Genomic DNA, 22,630 nt, shown 5'->3' with positions numbered 1-22,630 from the left:
AGCGCGGCTCATGTTCCCAGAAACGTGACGCCGGGTATCTTCGCGATCCGGTCGAGATCGCGAGTATAGCGGTCGCGGAGTGCGGCCCGGTCGCGTTCGGAGAATTCGGCGACGGGCGGGCCGCTGCGGTCGTCGGCATGAGCGTGAATGATCGCCCGGATCTCGCGGGGGGAAAGCTTGGGATTCGTCTCGAACGCTGCCTGCATCGCGCGGCAGGCGGCATCCGTGGCCGAGACGTTGAAGCGTCGTTCGAGCGGAGCGAAGCGCATTTGCGTGGTTTCGGGCAGGAGTGCATGCAGCAGCGCCTCGTGGGTCGGTCGGTCCTCGTAGCGCGCGACCAGGATCTCGCCGGGTGAGAACGCGGCGGCGATGTCTTCGACGAGATCCGCCCAGCCGCGCGTCGCCTCCATGAAGCGGGGCGCGTACTCGGAGAACGGTGCGATTTTCCGGAATTCGCACCGTTTGCGATACGCGGATGGAAAGAAGGTCTCGTAAGAGCGCGTGACGAACAGGATGCGGCGCACGGGGCGCGACAGGGCAGACGCAAGGAAGGCCATGCGCTCGCGCGCGGCGCGGTAGGGCGCATCGGCGAAGATCGCGTTGAAACTGCCTGGGATGTTCTCTTCGGAGATGATGCTGCGGGCCCGCAAGTTCACGCGCGCCTCGGTGAGCGCCTCGTCCCGGAGAGCCGCGCGCTCTTCCAGCAGACCCTTGCGAAAGTGCCGTGCATCGGGAAGGCGCAGGCGCAGAGTCGACGGTGCCTGCCCGTCGCGGTTTGCCACGGCGAGGTTCACGCCGAGATCGGCGAAGGCATCGGCATTGGACGAAAGGAACTCCTGGAAAGAGCCGGTCCCGGTGCGATGCGCGCCGAGATGCAGGAAAAGGCCCTCGTCGGGCAGGGTGATCGGCATGGCTCGCTTCCGTCGGCTCGTGTCGCGGCCATGATCGCGGGACCGGAGCGGGGCGGCAAGGGCCCGCGCCGCCTGCGCGCACCCGGCCATTCGCATGTTGCCGAAACGACGCCGAAGGCGTATCGTTATCCCCAAGTTGACATACGGAAAGGCGCATGAACATGGCGCCAGAGCGTCCCAAAGGTGCGGGCGCTTTCCTGACACCGGTTGAGAGCCCCGCGCCAGAAGGTCCGGATCCGGGCGAGCTTTATGCCGCCCTCGATCTGGGCACGAATAGTTGCCGCATGCTGATCGCCCAGCCCAAGGGCAGTCAGTTCCATGTGGTCGATAGCTTCTCCCGCTCCGTGCAGCTCGGCTACGGGCTCGAGCGCACGGGCAGGTTGTCGCGCAGCTCGATGGGCCGGACCATCGCGGCTTTGAAGGTGTGCCAGCAGAAGATCGCTCGCCACAAGGTCAAGCGGATGCGGCTTGTCGCGACCGAGGCCTGTCGGCGCGCGGCAAATTCGCGAGAGTTCATCCGCAGGGTGAAGCGCGAGGCCGGCCTCGAGCTCGAGATAATCCAGCCCGAGGAGGAGGCACGGCTTGCCGTGATCTCCTGCGCGCCGCTCGTCTCCACCCGGACCGAACAGCTTCTGGTGGTCGATATCGGGGGCGGCTCGACCGAGCTTGTCTGGATCGACCTCTCTTCGGTGCCCAAACGAGACCGGCCGCGCGCGATCATGCGGCTGCATGCGGGCTTTCACACGCCTGACAGCCCGTTCCCGGCCGCGAAGGTCGTGGACTGGATCTCGGTGCCGCTGGGGGTCGCGACGTTGCGGGACCAATTCTCGGACGTGGAGGATGACGCGGCGCGGTATGCCCTGATGTCCTGGTATTTCGAGGAGAACCTCGCCGAGTTTGCCCCCTACAAGGACGAGCAGACCCGCGAGGGCTTCCAGATCGTCGGCACGAGCGGCACCGTCACGACGGTCGCGGCCTCGCATCTCGGGCTCAAGCGCTACGATCGCACCAAGGTTGATGGTCTCAGGATGAGTTCGGACCAGATCGAAGCGGTGATCCGGGGCTATCTGTCGATGGGGCCCGAAGGCCGGCGGCGCGATCCGAGGATCGGGCAGGACCGGCACGTTCTCATAATGTCGGGTGCGGCGATCCTGCAGGCGCTTCTGCGCTGCTGGCCGACCGACCGCCTTTCCGTCGCGGACAGGGGCTTGCGGGAGGGGCTGCTCTACGCGCAGATGTCGGCGGACGGGGTGCTCGAGGATGCACCGTACTGACCGCGGGACACGTTCCGACAAGATTTGAGAGAAGAAGCAGAAGTCATGGCACGCAAACCAGGCGAACGGAAAAGCTCGGGCCGCGGACAACGTGACCTCAAGACCAAGGTCAAGACGGCGCGGGGGCGGCGCGCGTCCTCGACGCGTTGGCTGCAGCGGCAGCTCAATGATCCTTATGTGAAGCGCGCCAAGGCCGAGGGCTATCGCGGCCGCGCGGCCTTCAAGATCCTCGAGCTTGACGACAAGTACCGCTTCCTCGTGCCGGGTGCGCGGGTCGTTGACCTTGGATGCGCGCCGGGCGGCTGGTGCCAGGTCGCGGTGGCGCGGGTGAACGCGCTCGGCGAGAAATCGGGCAAGGCGCAAGGCACGGTCCTTGGCGTCGACTTGCAGGAGGTCGAACCCATCGCCGGGGCGGAGCTGCACCAGCTCGACTTTCTCGAGGATGGCGCGGACGACAAGGTCAAAGCCTGGCTCGGCGGCTCTGCCGACGTGGTGATGTCGGACATGGCCGCGTCGTCGTCGGGTCACAAGCAAACGGATCACCTGCGGATCGTCGCACTTTGCGAAGCGGCTGCAGAGTTCGCGTTCGACGTTCTGGAAGAGGGCGGAACCTTCGTTGCGAAGGTGCTTGCGGGAGGCGCGGAGGCCGAGCTTCAGGGATTGCTGAAACGGCGGTTCGACAAGGTCGCCAACGTGAAGCCGCCCGCCTCGCGCAGCGATTCCTCGGAGAAGTTCGTCGTGGCGACAGGCTATCGCCCGCTCACGCCAGCCGAGGACGACTGAGACTGCCTGTCGCGCGGGACTGAAGCCGCGCGAGGTCGGCAGGGGTCAGCGGTGTCTCGAAGGCGTTGTCGGACAGGCCCGATTGCCGCCATGCCTGGCACTGGATCGCGAAGAGCCGGCGCAGTTTCAGCGTCTTGAGCGTTGCGGGGTCGAACTGGACGTGTCGCATGGGCGGTGCCTTCCATCGCTGCGATGGCACCTTTGCGCGACATTCGGGCCAGGATTTGGCCGAGGCGCGGTCATTGCTGGGTCATTTCGCGGAGAGCTCGATATCGAGCGCGGCCATCACCTGCGCGATGGCGGGGGCGGAATCGACGCTGGTGCGATCCAGCGCGAAGCGCAGGTAGAGCCCGTCGACGAGGCCCGCGATCCGTTCCGCCGCCGCCTCCGCCCGTGCGCCGGCAAGAGGGCGTAGATCGTGCAGCAGCGTCGAATTGAACCGGCGGTGATAGATCGTCAGGAGCCGCTGCGCCTCGGCCGAAGTCTGCGCGAGCACGTAGAAATTGAGCCAGGCCGCAACCGCGCCTTCCTCGAAATGACTCTTCGCGAAGGATACCTGAAGGACCGCCTCGATCCGTGCGCGCGAGCCTGACGCGCCCTTGAGCGCCTCCACCACCTCGCGCCGGAACCCTGTCAGGATCGAGCGCATCGCGGCGAGGAAGAGCTTCTCCTTGTCGCCGAAATAGTGAAATGCGAGCCCCGGAGAGACGCCGGCGCGCTTGGCAATCTGGCCGACCGTCACATTGAGCGTGCCTTTCGCGCCGATTTCGCGCAGAGTGGCGGCGATCAGGTCGCTTTTACGCTGGATTTCCTTGCCCATACGGCCCCTTGCCCCGCTTTTCCGAAACTTCGGTTGCAATTCGAGGATAGGCCGTGGTTAATTGACTCGTCAATCAACAATTCGACGGCAACGAGGACCGGACCCGAGATGCTCGACTGGCTGACCGATTACAAGATTCCCGTGGGCGACACCGCCGAGGCGGTGTTCGACTGGATACGCAGCAATCTGGGTTTCCTGCTCGACGGGCTTTCCTGGACGATGGAGCACATGATCGACGGCATCCTCTGGGTGCTCGAGACACCGCATCCCTTCATCGTCATCGCAGCCTTCGTGGCGATTACCTGGGCGCTGCAGCGCAACTGGAAGATCTGTGTTTTCGTTGCGATCGGCTTTCTCTTCGTGCTCAACCAGGATTACTGGGACGAGACGCTGGAGAGCCTGACGCTGATCCTGTCGGCCTGCGTCGTCTGCATGGGGGTGGGCGTGCCCATCGGTATCGCGGCGGCGCATCGCCCCAAGCTCTATACCGCGCTCCGGCCTGTGCTGGACCTGATGCAGACGCTGCCCACCTTCGTCTACCTGATCCCGGCCATCGTCTTTTTCGGGATCGGCATGGTGCCGGGTCTGATCGCGACGGTGATTTTCGTGGTGCCCGCGCCCATCCGCCTGACCTATCTCGGGATCGTCTCGACGCCGACCGCGCTGAAGGAAGCCGCGACCGCCTTCGGCGCGACGCCGCGCCAGCTTTTGTGGAAGGTGGAAATGCCCTCGGCCTTCCCGCAGATCATGGCCGGGCTCAACCAGACGATCATGCTGTCGCTTTCGATGGTGGTGATCGCGGCGCTGGTGGGCGCGGACGGCCTCGGCGTGCCGGTGGTGCGCGCGCTCAACCAGGTGAACACCTCGCTCGGCTTCGAGAGCGGCTTCGTGATCGTCGTCGTCGCCATCATGCTGGACCGCATCCTCAACGTGGGAGACCGCAAATGAGCCATGCCGTGAAGATCGACAATGTCTCCATCGTCTTCGGCGACGAGCCGGAACGCGCGCTGCCGATGATGGACCAGGGCAGATCCCGCCCCGACATCCAACGCGAGACGGGGCAGGTGCTCGGCGTGCACAATTGCTCCATCGACGTGGAAGAGGGCGAGATCCTCGTTTTGATGGGGCTTTCGGGCTCCGGCAAATCGACGCTCCTTCGGGCCGTCAACGGGCTCAATCCGGTGGTGCGCGGCAAGGTCGAAGTCAGCGACGGCGGCGCGATGGTCAACGTCACCGATGCCAGCGAGGCGGAGCTGCGCCGGATGCGGCTCAAGCGCGTGGCGATGGTGTTCCAGCAATTCGGTCTCCTGCCGTGGCGCACGGTGCGCGACAACGTGGCGCTGGGGCTCGAGCTTGGCGGATTGTCCAAGGCGGAGCGGGCCGAGCGTGCGGACAAGCAGCTCGGGCTCGTCGGGCTCGACGGTTGGGGCGACCGCAAGGTCGGTGATCTGTCGGGGGGCATGCAGCAGCGCGTGGGCCTCGCGCGGGCTTTCGCAACGGATGCGCCAATCCTTCTGATGGACGAGCCGTTCTCGGCGCTCGATCCGCTCATCCGCAACAAATTGCAGGACGAGCTTCTGGATCTGCAACGCGAGATGAAGAAAACGATCATCTTCGTGAGCCACGATCTCGACGAGGCGTTCAAGATCGGCAACCGGATCGCGATCATGGAAGGCGGCCGGATCGTGCAATGTGGTCGCCCGCAGGACATCTATTCAAAGCCCGCAAACGACTACGTGGCGGAGTTCGTGGCCCACATGAACCCGTTAGGGGTTCTGACCGCGCGCGACGTGATGGAGCCCGCGAACGGAGCGCCCGAGATCCGGGTGCCCGCGGGCATGCGCGTCGAGGAGGTCATGCGGCGCTGCGCCGATGCCGATGCGCCGGTCGGCGTCGAGGAGAATGGCGCGCTGATCGGGCAGGTCAGCGAGACCGGATTGCTGCGCCGCCTGCTCGATCCGCGCGGGCAGGGCTGACGGGGCGCGCCGCGGACGCTAGAGTGCCGCCGACGCGACCCGCAAGAGGCCCCGAGCAGACATGCAGACGACCGCCGCCGCGCTGACAATGGTCAGGGACGACGCCTTCTTCCTGGAGAAATGGCTCGCCTATTACGGCGAGATGTTCGGCCGCGAGAACTGCTACGTCATCAATCACGGTCGCGGCGAGACGGTTGCGCGGATGGCGGAAGGGTGCAACGTCATCGGTCTGCCGGGCGATCCCGATCCCAATTTCGAGCGCAAGCGCTGGCGGCTTCTCAATGGCATGGTCGAAGGGCTTCTGGGGTATTACGCGCATGTGGTCGTGGGGGATGTCGACGAGATCGTCGTGATGGACCCCGAGACCGGGCACACGCTACTGAGCTGGCTGAAGGGCAAGGCGCGGCGGCGCGTCTATACGCCTGTTGGGCTCGACGTGTTCCATCGGATCGACCGCGAGGATGCTCCGGTCGGGGATCACGTTATCGGTCCGCGCCGGCACGTGAAGCTCCTGCCGTATCACTCGAAGCCCTGTGTGCTGGGCCGGCCCGCGCAGCTGTCTCGCGGGGGGCATTACGCCAAGGCCGAAAACCTCAATGCCCCAGAGGGCATGTACCTGCTGCACCTCAAGTTCTGCGATTTCGCGCAATACGTGGCGGCGATGGATCGCCGCAACCGCGTCATTGAAGAGATCGGTGTCGGCGTGAAGGAGACCTCGATCGGGCGGCACTGGTTCGCCGAGGCGCGCGGCGAGGATCGGGCGGTGTTCGAGGCATTCGCGCAGCTCGAGGAGCGGGAGGGCTTCGACCTCGCATGGCTCCGACGCGACATGGTGAAAAGCTGGAAACCGCGCGGAGAAACGGGGTTCTGGCAGTTCGACCGCCCCGATTACGGCGTGCAATATCGCCTGCCGGAGCGGTTCGACGGGATCGTGTGACGCGGCTTAGATCGGGGAGAGCCCTGTCAGGAAGTCCATCAGCGCGGCGGTCGTAGCGTCCGGGGCCTGATCGGGGAAGAAATGTCCGCCGGGCATCGCCTTGGCGCGCATGTCAGCAAGTCGTGGCGCCCAGGTCTCGGGCACATCCATGAGTCGCGCCATCGCGCCGTCCGCGCCGTAAAGGACGAGGGCGGGGCAAGTGACAGAGCGGTCGAGATCGCGTGCGTCGTCCGAGACATCCACCTCGATCGCGGCGCGGTAGTCGTCGCACATCGCGCGGATCGCAGCCGGATCGCGCCAGGCCGCGCGGTACTCTGCCAGAAGCTGGGGCGAGAAATCGGAGAGCGCAGCCTTGCCGAAACCCAGAAGGCAGCGCTCGAAATAGGCGTCGGGATCGTGACCGATGAGGGTTTCGGGGAAGGGCGCGGGCTGGGCGAGGAAGAACCAGTGGTAATAGGCCGAGGCCACCTCCATCGTCAGATCGCGCAAGAGGTGATGCGTCGGCACGATATCCATCAATGTCAGCGAGGAGATCCGGTCCTGCGCGTCGAGCGCCATCCGGTGCGCGACCCGCGCGCCGCGGTCGTGACCAGCAAGATGGTAGCGCTCATGCCCGAGGGCGGACATCAGGCCATTCATGTCGCGGCCCATCGCGCGGAAGGACATGGCTTTAACGCCCTCTGGCTTGTCGCTCGCGCCATAGCCGCGCAGGTCCGCAGCGATCACGTCGAAGCTCTGCGCCAGTGTCTTCGCGATGGCGCGCCACATGGCACGGGTCTGCGGAAAACCATGCAACAATAGGAGCGGCGGGCCGCTGCCCTGCCGCTCATACGCGATGCGCGTGCCGTCGATATCCGCGAATTCCGTCATGTCGCCTCCTGCCCTGAACGAGCAGGTTAGGCTGGCTGACGGGACGCGCCAAGATCAGTCGGTGATCGACCGTGAGACGAAGGCAATGGTGGAGGTGTCGACGCCGATCGTCTTCTCGGCTGTATCCGTGGCCGCGAGCAGGATGGCCTGCGTTCCGGCGCCGAGAACCTCCACCCCGCCATGCAGGGCGTCCGCCGGTATCTGGGTCACGACGATCGCGCCGAGGGCGCCGACAAGCAGGCTGCCCGAGACGCCGCGCTGTTCGCGGCCACGGAGCAGGCAGCGCATGGCGTGAAAACCGAGCTTGATCGCCGAGACAACGACCAGCGCCGCCAGCGCATAGAGGATCCAATCCCGATGCTGCGCGGAGAGCGCGCCTTGGGCGAGGCTTTCCTCGAGATAGGCGCGGTTCTCGGCAATCGAGATCACGAAGCCGATCCAGGCGAACCCGATGATCGACCAGAGGACCGGCCGCTCGCAGCGATTGCTCACGATCGGCTTTGAAAATCCGTGACGCGCATAGAAGCTGTCGACGCGACCGATGCGCGCCTTGAACTCCTGTAGCCCCTGTTTCTTGAACGTCTTTCCCATGTGCCCAAAGAGCTTAAGGATTGTGACCCAAAAAAGGTGAGGCGCGGGCACAATTCGGGATAGACGCTTAATCGACCATCTGGAGAGGTTGTATTTGCATAAATGCAACGCTTCCGGCTCGGGCCTTCGTTCAGATCACGGCGCCGCCTGTCCAAGCGCATCGAGAATACGGGCCCATGACCGGATGCCCTTATGGAAGCTCTCCACGTCGTATTTCTCGTTCGGGGAGTGGATTGCGTCGTCATCCTTTGCAAATCCGATCAGCATCGGCTCCATGCCGAGAATCGTTTTGAAATACCCCGCGATCGGGATCGATCCGCCCATGCCCGCGAAGACCGCCTCGCGGCTCCATTCGTCGCTGAGTGCGCCGCGGGCAAGCTCGAATTCCGGGCGCGATGTATCCATCACCGAGGCGGGCGCGCCGTCGAGGCTGCCATGCCAGACGACCTCCGTATCGACCGGCAGGCGCGCTTCGATATGGGCGCGAAGGGCGTCGCGAACCTGCGCGGGGTCCTGATCGCCGACTAGGCGGCAGGTGAGCTTGCAATGCGCCTCGGCGGGAATGACCGTCTTGGTCCCCGCGCCGGTATAGCCGCCCCACATGCCGTTGACCTCGAGCGTCGGGCGTGCCCAGACCTGCTCCATCGCTGAAAAAGCCTCCTCGCCATGCGCGCGGCTCATGCCGATGCGGCCGAGGAACGTCGTCTCGTCGAAGCCGGCATCGGCCCATTGGCGGCGCAGCTCGTCGGACAGCTCCGGCACGCCGTCGTAGAAGCCGTCGACCGCGACGCGCCCCGTCTCGTCATGGAAACTCGCGATGAGCTTCGAAATCTCGCGGAGCGGGTTGAGCGCGGGGCCGCCATAGAGGCCCGAATGCAGGTCCATTCTCGGACCCTTGAGGGTGAATTCCTCCTTGAGCATCCCGCGCAGCTGCGTGGCGATGGACGGAAGGCCCGGCGCGGCCATCGTCGTGTCGCAGATCAGTGCGACGTCCGCCGTCAGCTCCGCCGCGTTTTCCTTCATGAAGGGCACGAGCGAGGGCGAGCCCGATTCCTCCTCTCCCTCGAAGAAGAAGGTCACTTTGCAGGGCAGTTTGCCATGTTCGGCCATGTAGGCGCGGCACGCCTCCACGAAGGTCATGAGCTGGCCCTTGTCGTCGGACGCGCCGCGCGCCCGGATCACCTTCTGTCCGTCCACCTCTTCGATAGCCGGATCGAAGGGGTCGCGGTGCCAAAGCTCCAGCGGGTCGACGGGCTGCACATCATAATGGCCATAGAACAAAAGATGCGGGCCATCGCCGTCCACATGCGCCACGACCATCGGATGGCCCGGTGTTTCGCGCCGCTCGGCCGCGATGCCCATCGCGTTCAGATCCTTGACCAGCCATTCCGCCGCGCGGTCGCAATCGGCCTTGTATTCGGGATCAGTGGAGATCGACGGGATCCGAAGGAGGTCGAACAGACGCTCCAGCGCGGGGTCGAGATCTGCATCGATACGGGAGAGAACGGCGTCGAGGGACATGGGAACGAGACCTTTCGAGAGAAGCTGAACCATAGGTATCAGGGCGTCTCGCCGTGTCCAGTACCCGGCGAGGGGGCAGGAAAACCAGCCAATTCGTCGCGGTTTCGAAGGGAATGCGACATCGGATATTCAGAATTTGGGCGCTAGTCCTATATCGCCCACAATGGCGAGGATTGCTGCGGATTAAGGCCGGGCGCTTAACGTCGGGAAAGGTTGCGGCCCAGTTGATCGAGATCAAAGCTGCGACCCTCGGTCCCGGCCTATGCGGTTGTCTTGCGAAGGCGGCAGCGATACTCACCTTGCGACGGGCGCCGCTTCCCTCGCGGCACTCACGACGACGGAGGACGAAGCGTGGATTACGACGCACAACTGGACCAGGCGATCGAGCGTCTGCACGAGGAAGGCCGCTACCGGACCTTCATCGATATCGAGCGCCGTCAGGGACAGTTCCCCCACGCCACCTGGACGCGCGCCGATGGCAGCGAGACCCCGATCACCGTCTGGTGCGGCAACGATTACCTCGGCATGGGTCAGCATCCGGTCGTCCTCGAGGCGATGCACGAGGCGATCGACGCGACCGGGGCAGGCTCCGGCGGCACGCGCAACATCTCGGGCACGACCGTTTATCACAAGCGGCTCGAGGCGGAGCTGGCGGATCTGCACGGTAAGGAAGCGGCGCTTCTCTTTACCTCCGCCTATATCGCCAACGATGCCACGCTCTCGACGCTGCCGAAGCTCTTTCCGGGGCTCATCATCTATTCCGACGCGCTGAACCACGCCTCCATGATCGAAGGCGTGCGCCGCAATGGCGGGGCCAAGCGCATCTTCCGGCACAACGACGTCGACCATCTGCGCGAGCTGATGGAAGCGGACGATCCCGATGCGCCCAAGCTGATCGCGTTTGAATCGGTCTATTCGATGGATGGCGATTTCGGTCCGATCGAAGCGATCTGCGATCTCGCCGACGAGTTCGGCGCGCTGACCTATATCGACGAAGTGCATGCGGTCGGCATGTATGGCCCGCGCGGCGCAGGCGTCGCGGAGCGCGACCGCCTGATGCACCGGCTCGACATCATCAACGGCACGCTCGCCAAGGCCTTCGGCGTGATGGGTGGCTATATCGCGGCCTCCGCCAAGATGTGCGATGCGATCCGATCCTACGCGCCGGGCTTCATCTTCACGACCTCGCTGCCGCCCGCCGTGGCGGCCGGGGCGGCCGCATCCGTGGCGCATCTCAAGCGTGACCAGGCGCGGCGCGACCTGCACCAGACGCAGGCGAAGATCCTCAAGACCCGCCTCAAGGCGATGGGCCTGCCGATCATCGATCACGGCAGCCATATCGTGCCGGTCATTGTCGGCGATCCGGTTCACACCAAGCAATTGTCCGACATGCTGCTCGAGGGCTACGGTATCTACGTGCAGCCGATCAACTTCCCCACGATCCCGCGGGGCACGGAGCGTTTGCGCTTCACGCCGTCGCCGGTACACGGGCCGAAAGAAATCGACACGCTCGTGCGCGCGATGGATGAGCTGTGGTCGCATTGTGCGCTGAATCGTGCCGAATTGTCTGCCTAGGCCTTAAAACGCTTAGAATTTCGTTGCCATGTGCTATCGTTAGCGGAAATAAGCTCACGCACGAATCGTGGGACACGCGGCTTCATGGACGGTTGGCGCGTTTTTTCTAAGAGTGGGGCAGACGTCATGATCGGGCGAAAATCCCGAAAATCAGTCGAAGACCACATCGTCGCACCGCAAGGTTACGACGACTTCGAAGTGCGGCTCGGCGACGTGATGCGCGGCGAGCGCGCCACGATGGGCAAGTCCCTCCTCGATGTTGAGCGCGAGCTTCGGATCAAGGCGAATTACATCGCCGCGATTGAAAACACCGACCCCACCGCTTTCGACACGCCCGGCTTCATCGCGGGCTATGTCCGGTCCTATTCGCGCTATCTCGGGCTCGATCCCGATGAGGCCTTCTCGCAGTTCTGCGCTGAAAGCGGCTTCTCTACCGCGCATGGCATGTCGGACGAGGCATCCTCGGTAAAGCGCAAGGAGCCGATCGTCGCTCCGCGACCGGATCGCGATCCTCTCGCAGAGCCGCGCATCTCTTTCGCACCCGCCGGCGAATCCTTCCTCAGCCGGGTCGAGCCGAGCGCGATTGGATCGACTTTGGTTCTGTTCCTGCTCGTTGCCGGTATCGGCTATGGCGGCTGGACGGTCCTGCAGGAGGTGCAGCGCGTGCGCCTCGCGCCAGTCGATCAGACGCCAGTCGTGCTGTCGGACCTCGACCCGGTCGACGTCGCCAGCGCAACCACCGAGGACGACACGACTGCCGACGGCTCGGGCGTGTTCAACCCGCCGTCTTCCGAGGCGCTCGACCGGCTTTACCGGCCGCAGGCGCTGGATGTGCCCGTGCTCGTCGCGCGTGATGCGCCTATCTCCACGCTCGATCCGGCCAGCGTCGGCGCATTCGCGGATGCCGACCGGCGGTCCTTGCCGCATCGTGAGGGGCCGCAGGATGCCGAGGCCCAGTTCGCAGCCGTGAACGGGCAAAGCTCCACCGCGGCGGTCTCGGGCGTCGAGGGCGCACTTGCCGAGGCGCTTGGCCAGGCCAACGAAGTGGCCAGCGGCCCGCAGGTTCTCGAGACCACCGGGCCAGGCGTGACCATGATCGCCGTGCGTCCGGCCTGGGTGCGCGTGCGCGCCGCCGACGGCACCGTGATCTACGAGGCGATCATGAATGCGGGCGACACGTTCGACGTGCCGCGCACCGAAGAGGCTCCGACCTTGCGGATCGGCGAGTCGGGCGCGGTCTATTTCGCCATGAACGGTCAGACCTACGGACCGGTCGGCCCGCGCGGCTCGGTCACGTCGAACCTAGCCCTGTCGGTGGACAACCTGTCGCAGACCTACGAGGTCGCGCAGATCGACGCGGATGCGGATCTCGCGCGCGTCGTGGCAGAGCTCAACGTCTCCGGGACACCGGATCTCCCCACCTCTGAGTGATCCTGCGCGGCTTGCAAGGCGCGCGCCCTCCGACTAGCTAGGAGGGTGAGACGCGCCGCCCCTTTTCCTGTGCGGCGCAGGGCTGAAAGGAGCAGGCGATGAGCCTCAACCACGTCCGTCCCTGGCGCAACATCTATCGCCGCACCTCGCGCAAGATCATGGTCGGCGATGTGGCAGTCGGGGGCGATGCGCCGATTTCCGTGCAGACGATGACGAACACCGCGACGACTGACGTCAAAGGCACGCTGGCACAGGTCATGGCCGCTGCCGAAGCGGGGGCCGACATCGTCCGCGTCTCCGTGCCGGACGAGGCCTCCGCGAAAGCGCTGAAGGAGATCACGCGCGAAAGCCCGGTGCCGATCGTCGCCGATATCCACTTCCACTACCGCCGCGGGATCGAGGCCGCCGAGAACGGCGCGGCCTGCCTCAGGATCAATCCGGGCAATATCGGCTCCAAGGAACGCGTGCGAGAGGTGATCCAGGCGGCTCGCGATCACGGCTGTTCGATGCGGATCGGCGTCAATGCCGGATCGCTCGAGAAGCACTTGCTCGAAAAATACGGCGAGCCGTGCCCGGACGCGATGGTGGAATCCGGGCTCGAACATATCAAGGTGCTGGAAGACAACGACTTTCACGAGTTCAAGATCTCCTGCAAGGCGTCCGACGTGTTCATGGCCGCCGCCGCTTATCAGCAGCTCGCAGAAGCGACCGACAAGCCCATCCATCTCGGGATCACCGAGGCGGGCGGGCTCATGTCCGGCACGATCAAGAGCGCGATCGGCCTCGGCAACCTTCTGTGGATGGGCATCGGCGACACGATCCGCGTCTCCCTTTCGGCCGATCCGGTCGAGGAAGTGAAGGTCGGCTACGAGATCCTGAAGTCGCTGGGGCTGCGCCACCGCGGCGTGAATATCATTTCCTGTCCGTCCTGTGCGCGGCAAGGTTTCGACGTCATCAAGACGGTCGAGACGCTTGAAGACCGGCTCGCCCATATCAAGACGCCGATGTCGCTTTCGATCATCGGCTGCGTGGTGAACGGGCCGGGCGAAGCGCTGATGACCGATGTCGGTTTCACAGGCGGCGGTGCGGGATCGGGCATGGTCTATCTCGCGGGCAAAGCCAGCCACAAGATGTCCAACGACCAGATGATCGACCACATCGTCGAGGAGGTCGAGAAGCGCGCCGAAGCCATCGAGGCCGGCGAGGCCGAGCGCCCCGAAGAGGCTGAGCCCGCCGAATAGGGCTCAGACTTCCGTCACCATCACGTTCTGACGCATGAGCGTCGCACGGCCGTAGCTTGTCAGGAACGCGACGTCGGTGGCATCGCGGCCAACGCAGATGCGGGCAACGTCGCGCGGGCCGCACATCCCCGACGGGTCCATGATGTGCCACGCGCCGTCGAGCCAGAGTTCCGCGACGAGGTGGAAATCCTGAGGCACGACGCCCAGCCCGTAAACGCTCGCCACCCTGGCGGGGATCGTGCCGGCGCGGGCGAGCGTCACCAGCATATGCGCGAAATCCCGGCAGACGCCCTGACGCGTGACGAAGGTTTCGAGCGCCGAGGTCTCGGGGCCGGAGGCACCCGGAACATAGGTGAAGTTGCGTCGCACGAACTCCTCCAGCTCGATGGCGAGCGCGCCGCCGGTAAGCCCCGGAAAGGCGGTCGAGAGGTAGGTCATGAACTTGTCGGACGGGCAAAAGCGCGAAGGAAGAAGGTATTTTACGACGTCGCGCGGCAGATCGGCGGGGCTGTCCATCGATAATGCGCCGATATCGCGCACCTCGCGGTCGATCCGGACCTCGGTCGTGTATTGCAGCGTCAGCGCCTCGGCCTCGTGAAACCACAGCCTCAGGCCGATCTCGTCCTCGGCCGGGTTGATCCGCGCCTCCGCGCCATGCGCGTTCAGCGTCTCGTTGCGGATGGCCTGGTCGGGCAGGGCGGCCGCGTTGATCTGCACGAGGCAGTCCGTGGGCGCATCAAGGGCGTAATCGAGCAGCACGTCGATCTTCAGGGGCATCAGGCCTCCGGGGCGCTAGGGATGTGTGGGCGGATGATACGGCGCGGTCACGGAGAGATGTAGCGCTCGAGCACGAACGGGGGAATCTGTCCCCGCACCATCATGTCCGGCAGCACGTAGGACGGCAGCGTGTCGAGCGTCAAGCGGTCCATCGCCTGGGCGACGTCCGGGTCGGAGGCATCGAGGCGCGTCGCCGCGAGGCCAAGCCGCTCCATGAGCGTCGCAAGCTCGGCCTCCGCCGCGGCGCAGTCCGCACAATCGGGGCCAGTCAGGAAGGCCAGCGCAACGGGCGCGCCGTCAGGTCCGATGCGCGGACGCGTCTCGGCAAAAAGCGCGGCCCGTTCGGCTTCGAGACGGCCAAGATCCTCATCGCGCGCATCGGCGTAGATGTCGGAGGGGGCCGGGACGGGCGGGTTCAGCGCGCGGCCCACGAGTTCGGGTTCGTCGAGGATCAGCTCCCGGATCTCCGCGCCGAAGGCAGCGCGCGCGGTCTCTGTCTCGAAAGGGCCTGCGCCTAAGGGCGTGGCGGCCAGTGTGAGACCGGCCGCCACAAGATAGCGTGCCGGCATCAGCCCTCCTGGCGTTCGGCGGCGACGATCTCCTGCATTTCCTCGAGGCTGACATAGCCGCGCACCAGCTCGTCGCCCATCACGAAGGTCGGGGTGCCCCGGATCGCCAGCTCTTCGGCGAGCGCACGGGTCTCGGCAATCTGGGAATTCACGGCATCAGAGCCCATCTCGGCAATGATCGCGTCGGCGTCGAGCGACAGCTCCTCCGCGACGCCGCGCAGCGCGTCTTCCGTGGGATCGGCGGTCAGCTCCATCATCGCGTCGTGGACCTGCTTGTAGGCCTCGTCGCCCGCGACGTTCTTGGCGGCGATGGCGAAGCGCGACATGGTCAGCGAGGCTTCACCGAGAATCGGGAATTCCTTGAGGACGAAGCGGATATTGCCGTCGGACGCGACCAGCTCCTCGACCTCGGCCTTGGCCCGGCGGCAATAACCGCAGCGGTAATCCATGAACTCGACGACGGTGATGTCGCCATCGGGGTTGCCGCCGACCCAGGAGACGCCGTCATTGAAGATCGCGTCGGTATTGTCGCCGACCGCGGCTTCGGCGGCCTGCGCCTCGGCCTGGGCCTGCCGCGCCTCGAGCGCGTTGACCGCCTCGATGATGACCTCGGGGTTCTCCATCAGGTAGGAGCGCACCTCGGCGCGGAACGCGTCGCGCTCTGCATCGCTCATGTCGGTGACGTCGATATTCTGCGCCAGCGCGGTCGTGCCGGTCAGAAGGGCGAGGGCGGTCAGGGTCGGTTTCAGCATGGGGGCTCCTTTGGTGTCTCGTCTGTCAGCGCCGGGCGGCGGTGCGGGCGGCGACGGCCACGTCCTCGGCGCGCCGCCAGGCCGGTGAGCCGCGCGGCAGAAGCTGCAGCGCGCGCTCGGCATGAATGGCCGCATCCTTCAGGCGGCCCTGTATCGCGTAGCGTTCGGCGGTCGCCGCGGAGGCGAGGCCGTTCTGTCCGGTCTGTGCATAGGCCACCGAGAGGTCGCGTAAAAGACGTGGATCCTGGGAATCGCGCGCATAGGCGCGTTCGAGCGTGGCAAGCGCCGACCCCGTGTCGCCAGAGGCCAGCTGCGCCCGGCCGAGACCGCCGAGGATCAGCGCCGATTTCGGGGCAAAGCGCGCCGCCTGGGCATAGGCCGCGATGGCCTGGGGCGCGCGTCGGCTCTCGAGCAGGATCTGGCCCTTGAGATCGAGCAGGAACGGATCGTTCGGGCGCTGCGCCAGCGCGGCGTCGATCGACTGGATGGCCCGGCCCAGATCGGCGCGGCGGTGATGGGCGACCGCCTCGCGCATATGGCGGATATCGGGTGTTGCGCTCTCGCCCGCGCGCTTCAGCGTCCATCCGGGGTTGCGCTCGAACGCGGTCAGTTTGCCCTTGGCGCGCTGGAACCAGTATTCCGCCGTGGGATCCTTGGGAATGTCGCGGCCATACGCGTTGGCGAGCCCTTCGAGCGTGCGAAGCCGGTCGCGCGACAAGGGATGCGTGAGCATGTAGGGGTCCTGCCGCGAGATCGTCAGCGCCTCCTGGCCGCGAAAGATCTGCATCACCTCGACGGCGCCCATCGGGTCTATCCCGGCGCGGATCATGTAGCGCACGGCGCTCTGGTCGGCGGCGGCCTCCTCGGCGCGGGTATGGGCGAGGAAGTTCCGCAGGACCGAGGATTGCGTGCCGACTGCCAAGCCAAGCCCCGCCTCGGCGCTTTGCGTCGCCGCAAGACCCGACAGGATGAGGCCGAGCCCCGCTGCCGTGCGCGCGGAGCGCATGTTCGCGGCGCGGCGCGAGATATGGCCATTGGCGATATGCGCGGCTTCGTGCGCCAGAACCGCCTGGACCGAGCGCGCGGTCTCGAGCTTCATCAGAAGGCCCGAATGGATGAGAATATGCGCGTTGTCCGCGACGAAGGCGTTGAGGCTGGTATCGTCGACCAGAAGCACCTTGGTGTTCGTGGGGCTCAGCCCAGCGGCCGCGAAGATCGGACGGGCGAGCTCGGACAGCGCATATTCGATATCGGCATCGCGCAGCAGCGTCAGCGCGCGGGCAGGGGTGCCGGCGACGAGCGCCAGGCAAAGGCTCAGGATGATGACCCGCATGGCCCGCATTGACTGTCCGCCCCGTCCCTTTCAGACATGGGGCGGACTTTAGGAGGCGCGCGATGCGGAACTCAAGACGGGGTGATGTCGATCCCTTCATTGTGATGGATGTGATGGAGGCCGCGCGCGCCGCCGAGGATGCGGGCAGCCACATCATCCATATGGAAGTGGGCCAGCCCGGCACGGCCGCGCCCGAAGCCGCGCGGCGGGCCCTGGCCGAGACGATGGAGGCCGATGCGCTCGGCTATACGGTGGCGCTCGGGATGCCCGCGCTCCGGGCGCGGATCGCGCGGCTCTACAAGGATTGGTACGGCGTCGACCTGGACCCCGCGCGGGTTGTCGTCACGCCCGGTTCCTCGGGCGCGTTCATCCTCGCCTTCACGGCGCTCTTCGATGCGGGCGACAAGGTGGCGCTCGGGCGGCCGGGATACCCGTCCTACCGACAGATCCTGCGCGCGCTCGATCTCGAACCCTTGGAGGTCGAAGCCTCGGACGCGAACCGCCTGCAGCCCGTTCCCGCGGATCTCGAGGCGCTGGACTGGCAAGGGCTGATGGTGGCCTCGCCCGCGAACCCGACAGGCACGATGCTGGGGCGGGAGGCGCTCGGTGCGCTGATTTCCTGCGCGCAAGATCGCGGCGCGGCGTTCATCTCGGACGAAATTTACCACGGCATCGAATACGAGGATCGCGCGGTTTCCGCGCTCGAAATCTCGGACGATGTCTGCGTCATCAATTCCTTCTCGAAATACTTCTCGATGACCGGCTGGCGTGTTGGCTGGATGGTCGTGCCCGAGGCGCAGCTGAGGCAAGTGGAGCGGCTGGCCCAGAACCTCTTCATCTGCGCGCCCCATGCCGCGCAGGTCGCGGCCCTCGCCGCGATGGATGCGAACGACGAGCTGGAAGCGAACATGGCGGTCTATCGCCGCAATCGCCAGCTGATGCTCGACGGGCTGCCGAAAGCGGGCTTTGATCGGATCGCGCCGCCCGACGGGGCCTTCTACGTCTATGCCGATGTCTCGCACCTGACCGAGGACAGTCGCGCGCTGGCGGCGGACATCCTTGAGCACGCAGGCGTCGCGGTGACGCCGGGGCTCGATTTCGACCCCGAGCGCGGGGCCAGGACGCTCCGGTTTTCCTATGCGCGCAGCACCGCCGATATCGAGGAAGGCCTCGCGCGGCTCAAAGCCTACATGGAGCCGCGCGGGACGTAGCCGGGTCACGGAAATGTCGCGCATCGAGGGGCAGACAATACCCTCGTATCTGCGGTATGTTCGCTGCAAATAAGACGAGCAGAGAATGACCCGGCGGTTTCTATCGATCATCGCATGTCTGGCGGCATTGGCAGCCAGCCCCCTGACAGCGCAGGAGCGCGCCTTGGGCGGTCTTGCGCGGCTCGACGCAGAGAACAGTGCGATCACCGACCGGGCCTGGGGGCGCGGAACAGAGGTGACGCTTGCGCTAAGCCAGGGCGTGCCGTGGCGCGTCTTCACGCTGAGCGATCCGGCGCGGCTCGTGCTCGACTTCCGCGAAGTGGATTGGGGCGGTGTCGATCCCGCAACGCTCGATCGATCCGAGGCGATCTCCGAGGTGCATACCGGCGCGTATCGAAAGGGCTGGTCGCGCCTGGTCGCGCTTCTCGAGACGCCGATGGCCGTGGAACAGGCGGGCCTGTCTCTCGACCCCGAGACCGGGGCGGCCAAGCTGCGCCTGCGCCTTGCCGAGACCGATGCCGAGACCTTCGCCGCCCGTGCCGGGGCGCCGCGCGATCCCCGCTGGGACTTGCCCGACCCCGCGCCCGTGCGCGCCGCCGCGCGGGGCGGTGTCGAGGGACGGCCCTTGCGTGTGATGCTTGACCCCGGTCACGGCGGGATCGATCCGGGTGCGGTCTATGGCGGCGAAACCGAGGCCAACCTCATGCTGATCTTCGCGCGCGAGCTTAAGGAGGTGCTTCTGCGCGCGGGCGGATTCGAAGTGTCGATGACACGCGAAGACGACATTTTCGTCTCGCTCGAAGGGCGGATCGAGGCAGCCCATGATGCGAACGCCGACGTGTTCCTGTCGCTGCACGCCGACGCATTGGCCGAGGGCATCGCGCGCGGCGCGACGGTCTATACCCTGGCCGAAGAGGCGTCGGACGCGGCATCGGCGGCACTGGCCGAACGGCATGACCGCGACGACATCCTTGCCGGGCTCGATCTTGCGCGTACCGACGATCGGGTCGCGGGCGTGCTGATGGATCTTGCGCGGCTCGACACGGCGCCGCGCAGCACCGGGCTGGCCCGGGCGCTCGTGGGCGGGATCGAGAACGCGACGGGCAACGTGCACAAGCGGCCCTTGCGGTCGGCGGGCTTCTCTGTGCTGAAAAGCGCCGATATTCCGTCCGTGCTGATCGAGGTCGGATACCTGTCGACGCCGCAAGAGCTGAGGAACCTGCGTGATCCGGCCTGGCGCGCGGGTATGGCGGCCGGCATCCGCGACGGGCTTCAGACCTGGCTTGTCGAAGATGCCGCACTGGATGGCCTGCGCCGCCAGTGATATGCGGGCGGCGCAACGCCGCCGCCCCATATAATCGTGTTTTGACCCATCCGCGCCTTTCCGTATAAGGCGTGGCACTTCCTCATCGGGGATTACTGCCATGACGCGCTTCATTCTGTCCTTCTTCGGAACGATCTTCTCGCTCCTGACGCTCGGCATCTTTGCCGTGGCGATTTCGATCGGTGCGATCTTCTGGATCTACGGGCGCGACCTGCCAAGCCATGAGAGCCTCGCGCAGTATTCGCCGCCGACGATCAGCCGGATCTACTCGACCGAGGGGCGCATCATCGACGAGTTCGCGCAGGAGCGGCGGCTTTTTACCCCGGCGCAGGAGATCCCGGACCTCGTGAAGCAGGCCTTCATCTCGGCCGAGGACAAGAATTTCTACGTTCATGAGGGCTACGATCCGCGCGGTATCGCGGCGGCTGTTGTCGATGCCGTGCGCTCGCGCGGTCAGGACGTACGCGGCGCCTCGACGATCACCCAGCAGGTGATGAAGAACTTCCTTCTGGGTGGGGATCGCCGGGCCGAGCGCAAGATCAAGGAGATCATTCTCGCAACGCGGCTCGAAAGCACGCTGTCCAAGGAGAAGATCCTCGAGCTGTATCTGAACGAGATCTTCCTCGGTCAGAACAGCTACGGCGTGACCGCCGCGGCGCAGACCTATTTCAACAAGACGCTCTCGCAGCTTGCCCCCCATGAGGCGGCCTTCCTGGCCTCGATGCCGAAAGCGCCATCGGATTTCCATCCGGTCCGCAATGCCGACCGGCTCCTCGCCCGGCGCGATTACGTGCTGCGCGAGATGCAAGAGAACGGCTATATCGACAAGGCGACCTACGAGGCCGAGCTCGCGGAGCCTCTGCGCTCCGTTCAGGCGGGCGATTTCGAGCCGTTCCAGAAACAGCTGCCGCCGCGCGACTATTTCACCGACGAGATCCGCCGCCAGCTCAGCCGCGATTTCGGCGAGGGCGAGTTCTTCTCGGGCGGCTTCTCGGTGCGCGCGACGATCGACCCCGAGATGCAGACCGAGGCCGCCAGCGCGCTGCGCGGCGCGCTCGAGCAATATGACCGCAATCGCGGTGTCTGGCGCGGCACGGGCGAGACCATCGCCGAGGAGGAACTCGCCGATTGGGAGGGCGCGCTCGCGAACGTGTCGGTCGCCAGGGACATCGACCTTGAGAACGAATGGTATCCGGCGGTCGTCCTGAACGTTGCGGAGAACACGCTGACGCTCGGCATCGAAGGGCAGGGCGAAGGCGAAGTGCCGCGCGAGGATATACAGTGGATGCGCGGCACGTTCCTCGACACGTTCGAGCGCGGCGACGTCGTGCATGTGCGCCGCATGACCGCCGACAGCGATGGCAGCTTCATCCGGTGGACGCTGCGCCAGGTGCCCGAGGTCGAAGGCGCGTTCATGGCGATGGACGTCAATACCGGCCGGGTCATCGCCATGCAGGGCGGCTTTTCCTACCAGCATTCGGTCTTCAACCGCGCAACGCAGGCCAAGCGCCAGCCGGGCTCGTCCTTCAAGCCCTTCGTCTACGCGGCAGCGCTCGATTCCGGCTACAGCCCGGCGACGATCGTCGTGGACGCCCCGATCGAGATCAACACGCCGCAAGGTGTATGGCGGCCGAAGAACGCCTCGAACCAGTTCTACGGCCCGACGCCCCTGCGCACCGGGATCGAGCGGTCGCGGAACCTCATGACCGTGCGTCTCGCCCAGGAGATCGGCATGGACACGGTCGCGCGCTACGCCGAGCGGTTCGGCGTCTACGACGACATGCAGCGGGTTCTGGCGAACGCGCTCGGCTCCGAGGAGACGACGCTGTTCCAGATGGTCGCGGCCTACGCCATGTTCGCCAACGGCGGCGAGCGGGTGGAGCCGACTCTCGTCGACCGGGTGCAGAACCGCTACGGCGAGACCGTCTATAATCACGAAAAGGAGCGCGGGAACGAGCGCGTCTGCGTCAACTGCACCGATCCGAACCTTGCGCCCGGCACCGCGCCGCGGATCGCCAACAACCGCGAGCGGGTGATGGATCCGGTCACCGCCTACCAGTTGACGTCGATGATGCGCGGCGTCGTCGAGCGCGGCACGGCCTCGGGCGCGGTGAGCTTGCCGGTGCCGACAGCTGGCAAGACCGGCACGACCAACGACGCCAAGGACGTGTGGTTCGTGGGCTTCACCTCGAACATCGTCGCGGGCTGCTACATCGGCCACGACCAGCCCCGCAGCCTCGGCAGCGGTGCCTCGGGCGGCGGCATCTGCGGCCCTGTCTTCCAGCAATTCATGACCGAGGCGGTCTCGAAATTCGGCGGCGGGAACTTCACCGTTCCCGAAGAATGCATGTTCATCAATATCGACCGCTTCACAGGCGCGCGTCTTGGCGATGGCGCGAGTGGCGAGAACGTTGTCTCGGAATGCTTCCGCGAAGGCATGGAGCCGATGTTCGGCATCCAGTTCGATGGCGGCTGGGCTATGGGCTCCGGCTTCGACATCATCCAGCCTGGCGGTCAGGCCCGGGAGGTCACGACCTCGACCGGCAAGAAAGCTGTGGTCGGCCCCAAGGCAAGCTTCGGCACGTTGTCGTCGGGCGGTCTCTACTGAGAGTTACGGCCAAGGATTTTATCTAAAATCCTTGGCCCCCAAAATCTTATATAAGATTTTGGGGGCCTCGCCCCTGTCTTGTGGGGCCGCGCGGCTTGCGGTATCACGCCCTCCAATCCAGACCAG

The 22,630-nt window shown here is 65.6% G+C and carries 21 protein-coding genes; 11 read left to right on the top strand and 10 right to left on the bottom strand.

Annotated features, from left to right (window positions below):
• Positions 1-8: 8 nt before the first annotated feature.
• Positions 9-911 (bottom strand): hypothetical protein, encoded by a 903-nt coding sequence (locus BM171_RS05805; protein WP_093009888.1) that lies wholly within the window; start codon positions 909-911, stop codon positions 9-11.
• Between the two features lie 161 nt (positions 912-1,072).
• On the opposite strand from BM171_RS05805, the gene BM171_RS05800 reads away from it, so the two are divergent.
• Positions 1,073-2,185 carry a Ppx/GppA phosphatase family protein gene (locus BM171_RS05800; RefSeq protein WP_093010110.1) on the top strand — a complete coding sequence of 371 codons (1,113 nt, stop codon included), beginning with the start codon at positions 1,073-1,075 and terminating at the stop codon, positions 2,183-2,185.
• Positions 2,186-2,230: 45 nt separating this feature from the next.
• The gene (locus tag BM171_RS05795; protein ID WP_093009887.1) at positions 2,231-2,968 is read left to right on the top strand and encodes an RlmE family RNA methyltransferase; all 738 of its coding nucleotides are present in this window, start codon (positions 2,231-2,233) and stop codon (positions 2,966-2,968) included.
• On the opposite strand, the gene BM171_RS05790 is transcribed toward BM171_RS05795, so the two are convergent.
• Positions 2,946-3,137, bottom strand: coding sequence for a hypothetical protein (locus tag BM171_RS05790; RefSeq protein WP_093009886.1), 192 nt, complete (start codon positions 3,135-3,137; stop codon positions 2,946-2,948). The genes BM171_RS05795 and BM171_RS05790 overlap by 23 nt on opposite strands.
• An 81-nt stretch (positions 3,138-3,218) precedes the next feature.
• Positions 3,219-3,788: a transcriptional regulator BetI gene (gene betI / locus BM171_RS05785; protein ID WP_093009885.1), complete on the bottom strand. Its 570-nt coding sequence runs from the start codon at positions 3,786-3,788 to the stop codon at positions 3,219-3,221.
• Between the two features lie 108 nt (positions 3,789-3,896).
• Here betI and choW point away from each other — a divergent pair, with 108 nt between their 5' ends.
• The 3 genes from choW (at position 3,897) to BM171_RS05770 (ending at position 6,701) form a co-directional block, all read left to right on the top strand.
• The gene (gene choW, locus BM171_RS05780) at positions 3,897-4,736 is read left to right on the top strand and encodes a choline ABC transporter permease subunit (protein ID WP_093009884.1); all 840 of its coding nucleotides are present in this window, start codon (positions 3,897-3,899) and stop codon (positions 4,734-4,736) included.
• Complete coding sequence (gene choV, locus BM171_RS05775) at positions 4,733-5,764, top strand: choline ABC transporter ATP-binding protein (protein ID WP_093009883.1); 1,032 nt, start codon at positions 4,733-4,735, stop codon at positions 5,762-5,764. Before choW ends, choV begins: the two co-directional genes overlap by 4 nt.
• Before the next feature lie 61 nt (positions 5,765-5,825).
• Positions 5,826-6,701, top strand: a complete 876-nt coding sequence (locus tag BM171_RS05770; RefSeq protein ID WP_093009882.1) for a glycosyltransferase family 2 protein — start codon at positions 5,826-5,828, stop codon at positions 6,699-6,701.
• A 6-nt stretch (positions 6,702-6,707) separates the two neighbouring features.
• Here BM171_RS05770 and BM171_RS05765 read toward each other — a convergent pair whose 3' ends face one another.
• The 3 genes from BM171_RS05765 to BM171_RS05755 form a co-directional block, all read right to left on the bottom strand.
• Entirely contained in the window at positions 6,708-7,571 is an 864-nt protein-coding gene (locus tag BM171_RS05765) for an alpha/beta fold hydrolase (protein WP_093009881.1), read from the bottom strand.
• Between the two features lie 54 nt (positions 7,572-7,625).
• Positions 7,626-8,162 (bottom strand): hypothetical protein, encoded by a 537-nt coding sequence (locus BM171_RS05760; RefSeq protein WP_093009880.1) that lies wholly within the window; start codon positions 8,160-8,162, stop codon positions 7,626-7,628.
• Between the two features lie 135 nt (positions 8,163-8,297).
• Positions 8,298-9,683 carry a dipeptidase gene (locus BM171_RS05755; RefSeq protein ID WP_093010109.1) on the bottom strand — a complete coding sequence of 462 codons (1,386 nt, stop codon included), beginning with the start codon at positions 9,681-9,683 and terminating at the stop codon, positions 8,298-8,300.
• A 351-nt stretch (positions 9,684-10,034) separates the two neighbouring features.
• On the opposite strand from BM171_RS05755, the gene hemA reads away from it, so the two are divergent.
• The 3 genes from hemA to ispG all read left to right on the top strand — a co-directional run bounded on the left by hemA (position 10,035) and on the right by ispG (position 13,930).
• Positions 10,035-11,258, top strand: a complete 1,224-nt coding sequence (gene hemA / locus BM171_RS05750; protein WP_093009879.1) for a 5-aminolevulinate synthase — start codon at positions 10,035-10,037, stop codon at positions 11,256-11,258.
• A gap of 126 nt (positions 11,259-11,384) precedes the next feature.
• On the top strand, positions 11,385-12,689 hold the full coding sequence (locus BM171_RS05745; protein ID WP_093009878.1) for a helix-turn-helix domain-containing protein: 1,305 nt from the start codon (positions 11,385-11,387) through the stop codon (positions 12,687-12,689).
• Positions 12,690-12,787: 98 nt separating this feature from the next.
• Positions 12,788-13,930, top strand: a complete 1,143-nt coding sequence (gene ispG / locus BM171_RS05740; RefSeq protein WP_093009877.1) for a flavodoxin-dependent (E)-4-hydroxy-3-methylbut-2-enyl-diphosphate synthase — start codon at positions 12,788-12,790, stop codon at positions 13,928-13,930.
• 3 nt (positions 13,931-13,933) lie between these two features.
• Here ispG and BM171_RS05735 read toward each other — a convergent pair whose 3' ends face one another.
• From BM171_RS05735 to BM171_RS05720, 4 genes are read right to left on the bottom strand one after another with little or no spacing between them, the layout of a single operon-like run.
• Complete coding sequence (locus BM171_RS05735; protein WP_093009876.1) at positions 13,934-14,707, bottom strand: transglutaminase-like domain-containing protein; 774 nt, start codon at positions 14,705-14,707, stop codon at positions 13,934-13,936.
• A gap of 47 nt (positions 14,708-14,754) precedes the next feature.
• The gene (locus BM171_RS05730) at positions 14,755-15,276 is read right to left on the bottom strand and encodes a hypothetical protein (RefSeq protein ID WP_093009875.1); all 522 of its coding nucleotides are present in this window, start codon (positions 15,274-15,276) and stop codon (positions 14,755-14,757) included.
• Positions 15,276-16,028 carry a DsbA family protein gene (locus BM171_RS05725; RefSeq protein ID WP_093009874.1) on the bottom strand — a complete coding sequence of 251 codons (753 nt, stop codon included), beginning with the start codon at positions 16,026-16,028 and terminating at the stop codon, positions 15,276-15,278. Before BM171_RS05725 ends, BM171_RS05730 begins: the two co-directional genes overlap by 1 nt.
• Before the next feature lie 25 nt (positions 16,029-16,053).
• Positions 16,054-17,361 carry a M48 family metalloprotease gene (locus tag BM171_RS05720; protein WP_342741988.1) on the bottom strand — a complete coding sequence of 436 codons (1,308 nt, stop codon included), beginning with the start codon at positions 17,359-17,361 and terminating at the stop codon, positions 16,054-16,056.
• A gap of 62 nt (positions 17,362-17,423) precedes the next feature.
• Between BM171_RS05720 and BM171_RS05715 the strand changes: the two genes are divergently transcribed.
• The 3 genes from BM171_RS05715 to BM171_RS05705 all read left to right on the top strand — a co-directional run bounded on the left by BM171_RS05715 (position 17,424) and on the right by BM171_RS05705 (position 22,504).
• Complete coding sequence (locus BM171_RS05715) at positions 17,424-18,572, top strand: pyridoxal phosphate-dependent aminotransferase (RefSeq protein ID WP_093009872.1); 1,149 nt, start codon at positions 17,424-17,426, stop codon at positions 18,570-18,572.
• Between the two features lie 85 nt (positions 18,573-18,657).
• On the top strand, positions 18,658-19,896 hold the full coding sequence (locus BM171_RS05710; protein WP_093009871.1) for an N-acetylmuramoyl-L-alanine amidase: 1,239 nt from the start codon (positions 18,658-18,660) through the stop codon (positions 19,894-19,896).
• Positions 19,897-19,996: 100 nt separating this feature from the next.
• Positions 19,997-22,504 carry a penicillin-binding protein 1A gene (locus BM171_RS05705; protein WP_093009870.1) on the top strand — a complete coding sequence of 836 codons (2,508 nt, stop codon included), beginning with the start codon at positions 19,997-19,999 and terminating at the stop codon, positions 22,502-22,504.
• Positions 22,505-22,630: the final 126 nt, after the last annotated feature.

It is taken from the genome of Roseivivax halotolerans, from assembly GCF_900115815.1.
Classification (GTDB): Bacteria; Pseudomonadota; Alphaproteobacteria; order Rhodobacterales; family Rhodobacteraceae; genus Roseivivax; species Roseivivax halotolerans.
This window is presented reverse-complemented; position numbering and strand designations above follow the sequence as displayed.

Excerpts from the sequence above, each read along its gene's own strand:
- BM171_RS05745 (WP_093009878.1), top strand. The coding sequence starts at position 11,385 with ATGATCGGGCGAAAATCCCGAAAATCAGTCGAAGACCACATCGTCGCA.
- choW (WP_093009884.1), top strand. The coding sequence starts at position 3,897 with ATGCTCGACTGGCTGACCGATTACAAGATTCCCGTGGGCGACACCGCC.
- BM171_RS05805 (WP_093009888.1), bottom strand. The coding sequence starts at position 911 with ATGCCGATCACCCTGCCCGACGAGGGCCTTTTCCTGCATCTCGGCGCG.
- ispG (WP_093009877.1), top strand. The coding sequence starts at position 12,788 with ATGAGCCTCAACCACGTCCGTCCCTGGCGCAACATCTATCGCCGCACC.
- BM171_RS05755 (WP_093010109.1), bottom strand. The coding sequence starts at position 9,683 with ATGTCCCTCGACGCCGTTCTCTCCCGTATCGATGCAGATCTCGACCCC.
- BM171_RS05730 (WP_093009875.1), bottom strand. The coding sequence starts at position 15,276 with ATGCCGGCACGCTATCTTGTGGCGGCCGGTCTCACACTGGCCGCCACG.
- BM171_RS05800 (WP_093010110.1), top strand. The coding sequence starts at position 1,073 with ATGGCGCCAGAGCGTCCCAAAGGTGCGGGCGCTTTCCTGACACCGGTT.
- choV (WP_093009883.1), top strand. The coding sequence starts at position 4,733 with ATGAGCCATGCCGTGAAGATCGACAATGTCTCCATCGTCTTCGGCGAC.
- betI (WP_093009885.1), bottom strand. The coding sequence starts at position 3,788 with ATGGGCAAGGAAATCCAGCGTAAAAGCGACCTGATCGCCGCCACTCTG.
- BM171_RS05715 (WP_093009872.1), top strand. The coding sequence starts at position 17,424 with ATGCGGAACTCAAGACGGGGTGATGTCGATCCCTTCATTGTGATGGAT.
- BM171_RS05720 (WP_342741988.1), bottom strand. The coding sequence starts at position 17,361 with ATGCGGGTCATCATCCTGAGCCTTTGCCTGGCGCTCGTCGCCGGCACC.
- BM171_RS05710 (WP_093009871.1), top strand. The coding sequence starts at position 18,658 with ATGACCCGGCGGTTTCTATCGATCATCGCATGTCTGGCGGCATTGGCA.
- BM171_RS05735 (WP_093009876.1), bottom strand. The coding sequence starts at position 14,707 with ATGCCCCTGAAGATCGACGTGCTGCTCGATTACGCCCTTGATGCGCCC.
- BM171_RS05790 (WP_093009886.1), bottom strand. The coding sequence starts at position 3,137 with ATGCGACACGTCCAGTTCGACCCCGCAACGCTCAAGACGCTGAAACTG.
- BM171_RS05725 (WP_093009874.1), bottom strand. The coding sequence starts at position 16,028 with ATGCTGAAACCGACCCTGACCGCCCTCGCCCTTCTGACCGGCACGACC.
- BM171_RS05770 (WP_093009882.1), top strand. The coding sequence starts at position 5,826 with ATGCAGACGACCGCCGCCGCGCTGACAATGGTCAGGGACGACGCCTTC.
- BM171_RS05705 (WP_093009870.1), top strand. The coding sequence starts at position 19,997 with ATGACGCGCTTCATTCTGTCCTTCTTCGGAACGATCTTCTCGCTCCTG.
- BM171_RS05795 (WP_093009887.1), top strand. The coding sequence starts at position 2,231 with ATGGCACGCAAACCAGGCGAACGGAAAAGCTCGGGCCGCGGACAACGT.
- BM171_RS05760 (WP_093009880.1), bottom strand. The coding sequence starts at position 8,162 with ATGGGAAAGACGTTCAAGAAACAGGGGCTACAGGAGTTCAAGGCGCGC.
- BM171_RS05765 (WP_093009881.1), bottom strand. The coding sequence starts at position 7,571 with ATGACGGAATTCGCGGATATCGACGGCACGCGCATCGCGTATGAGCGG.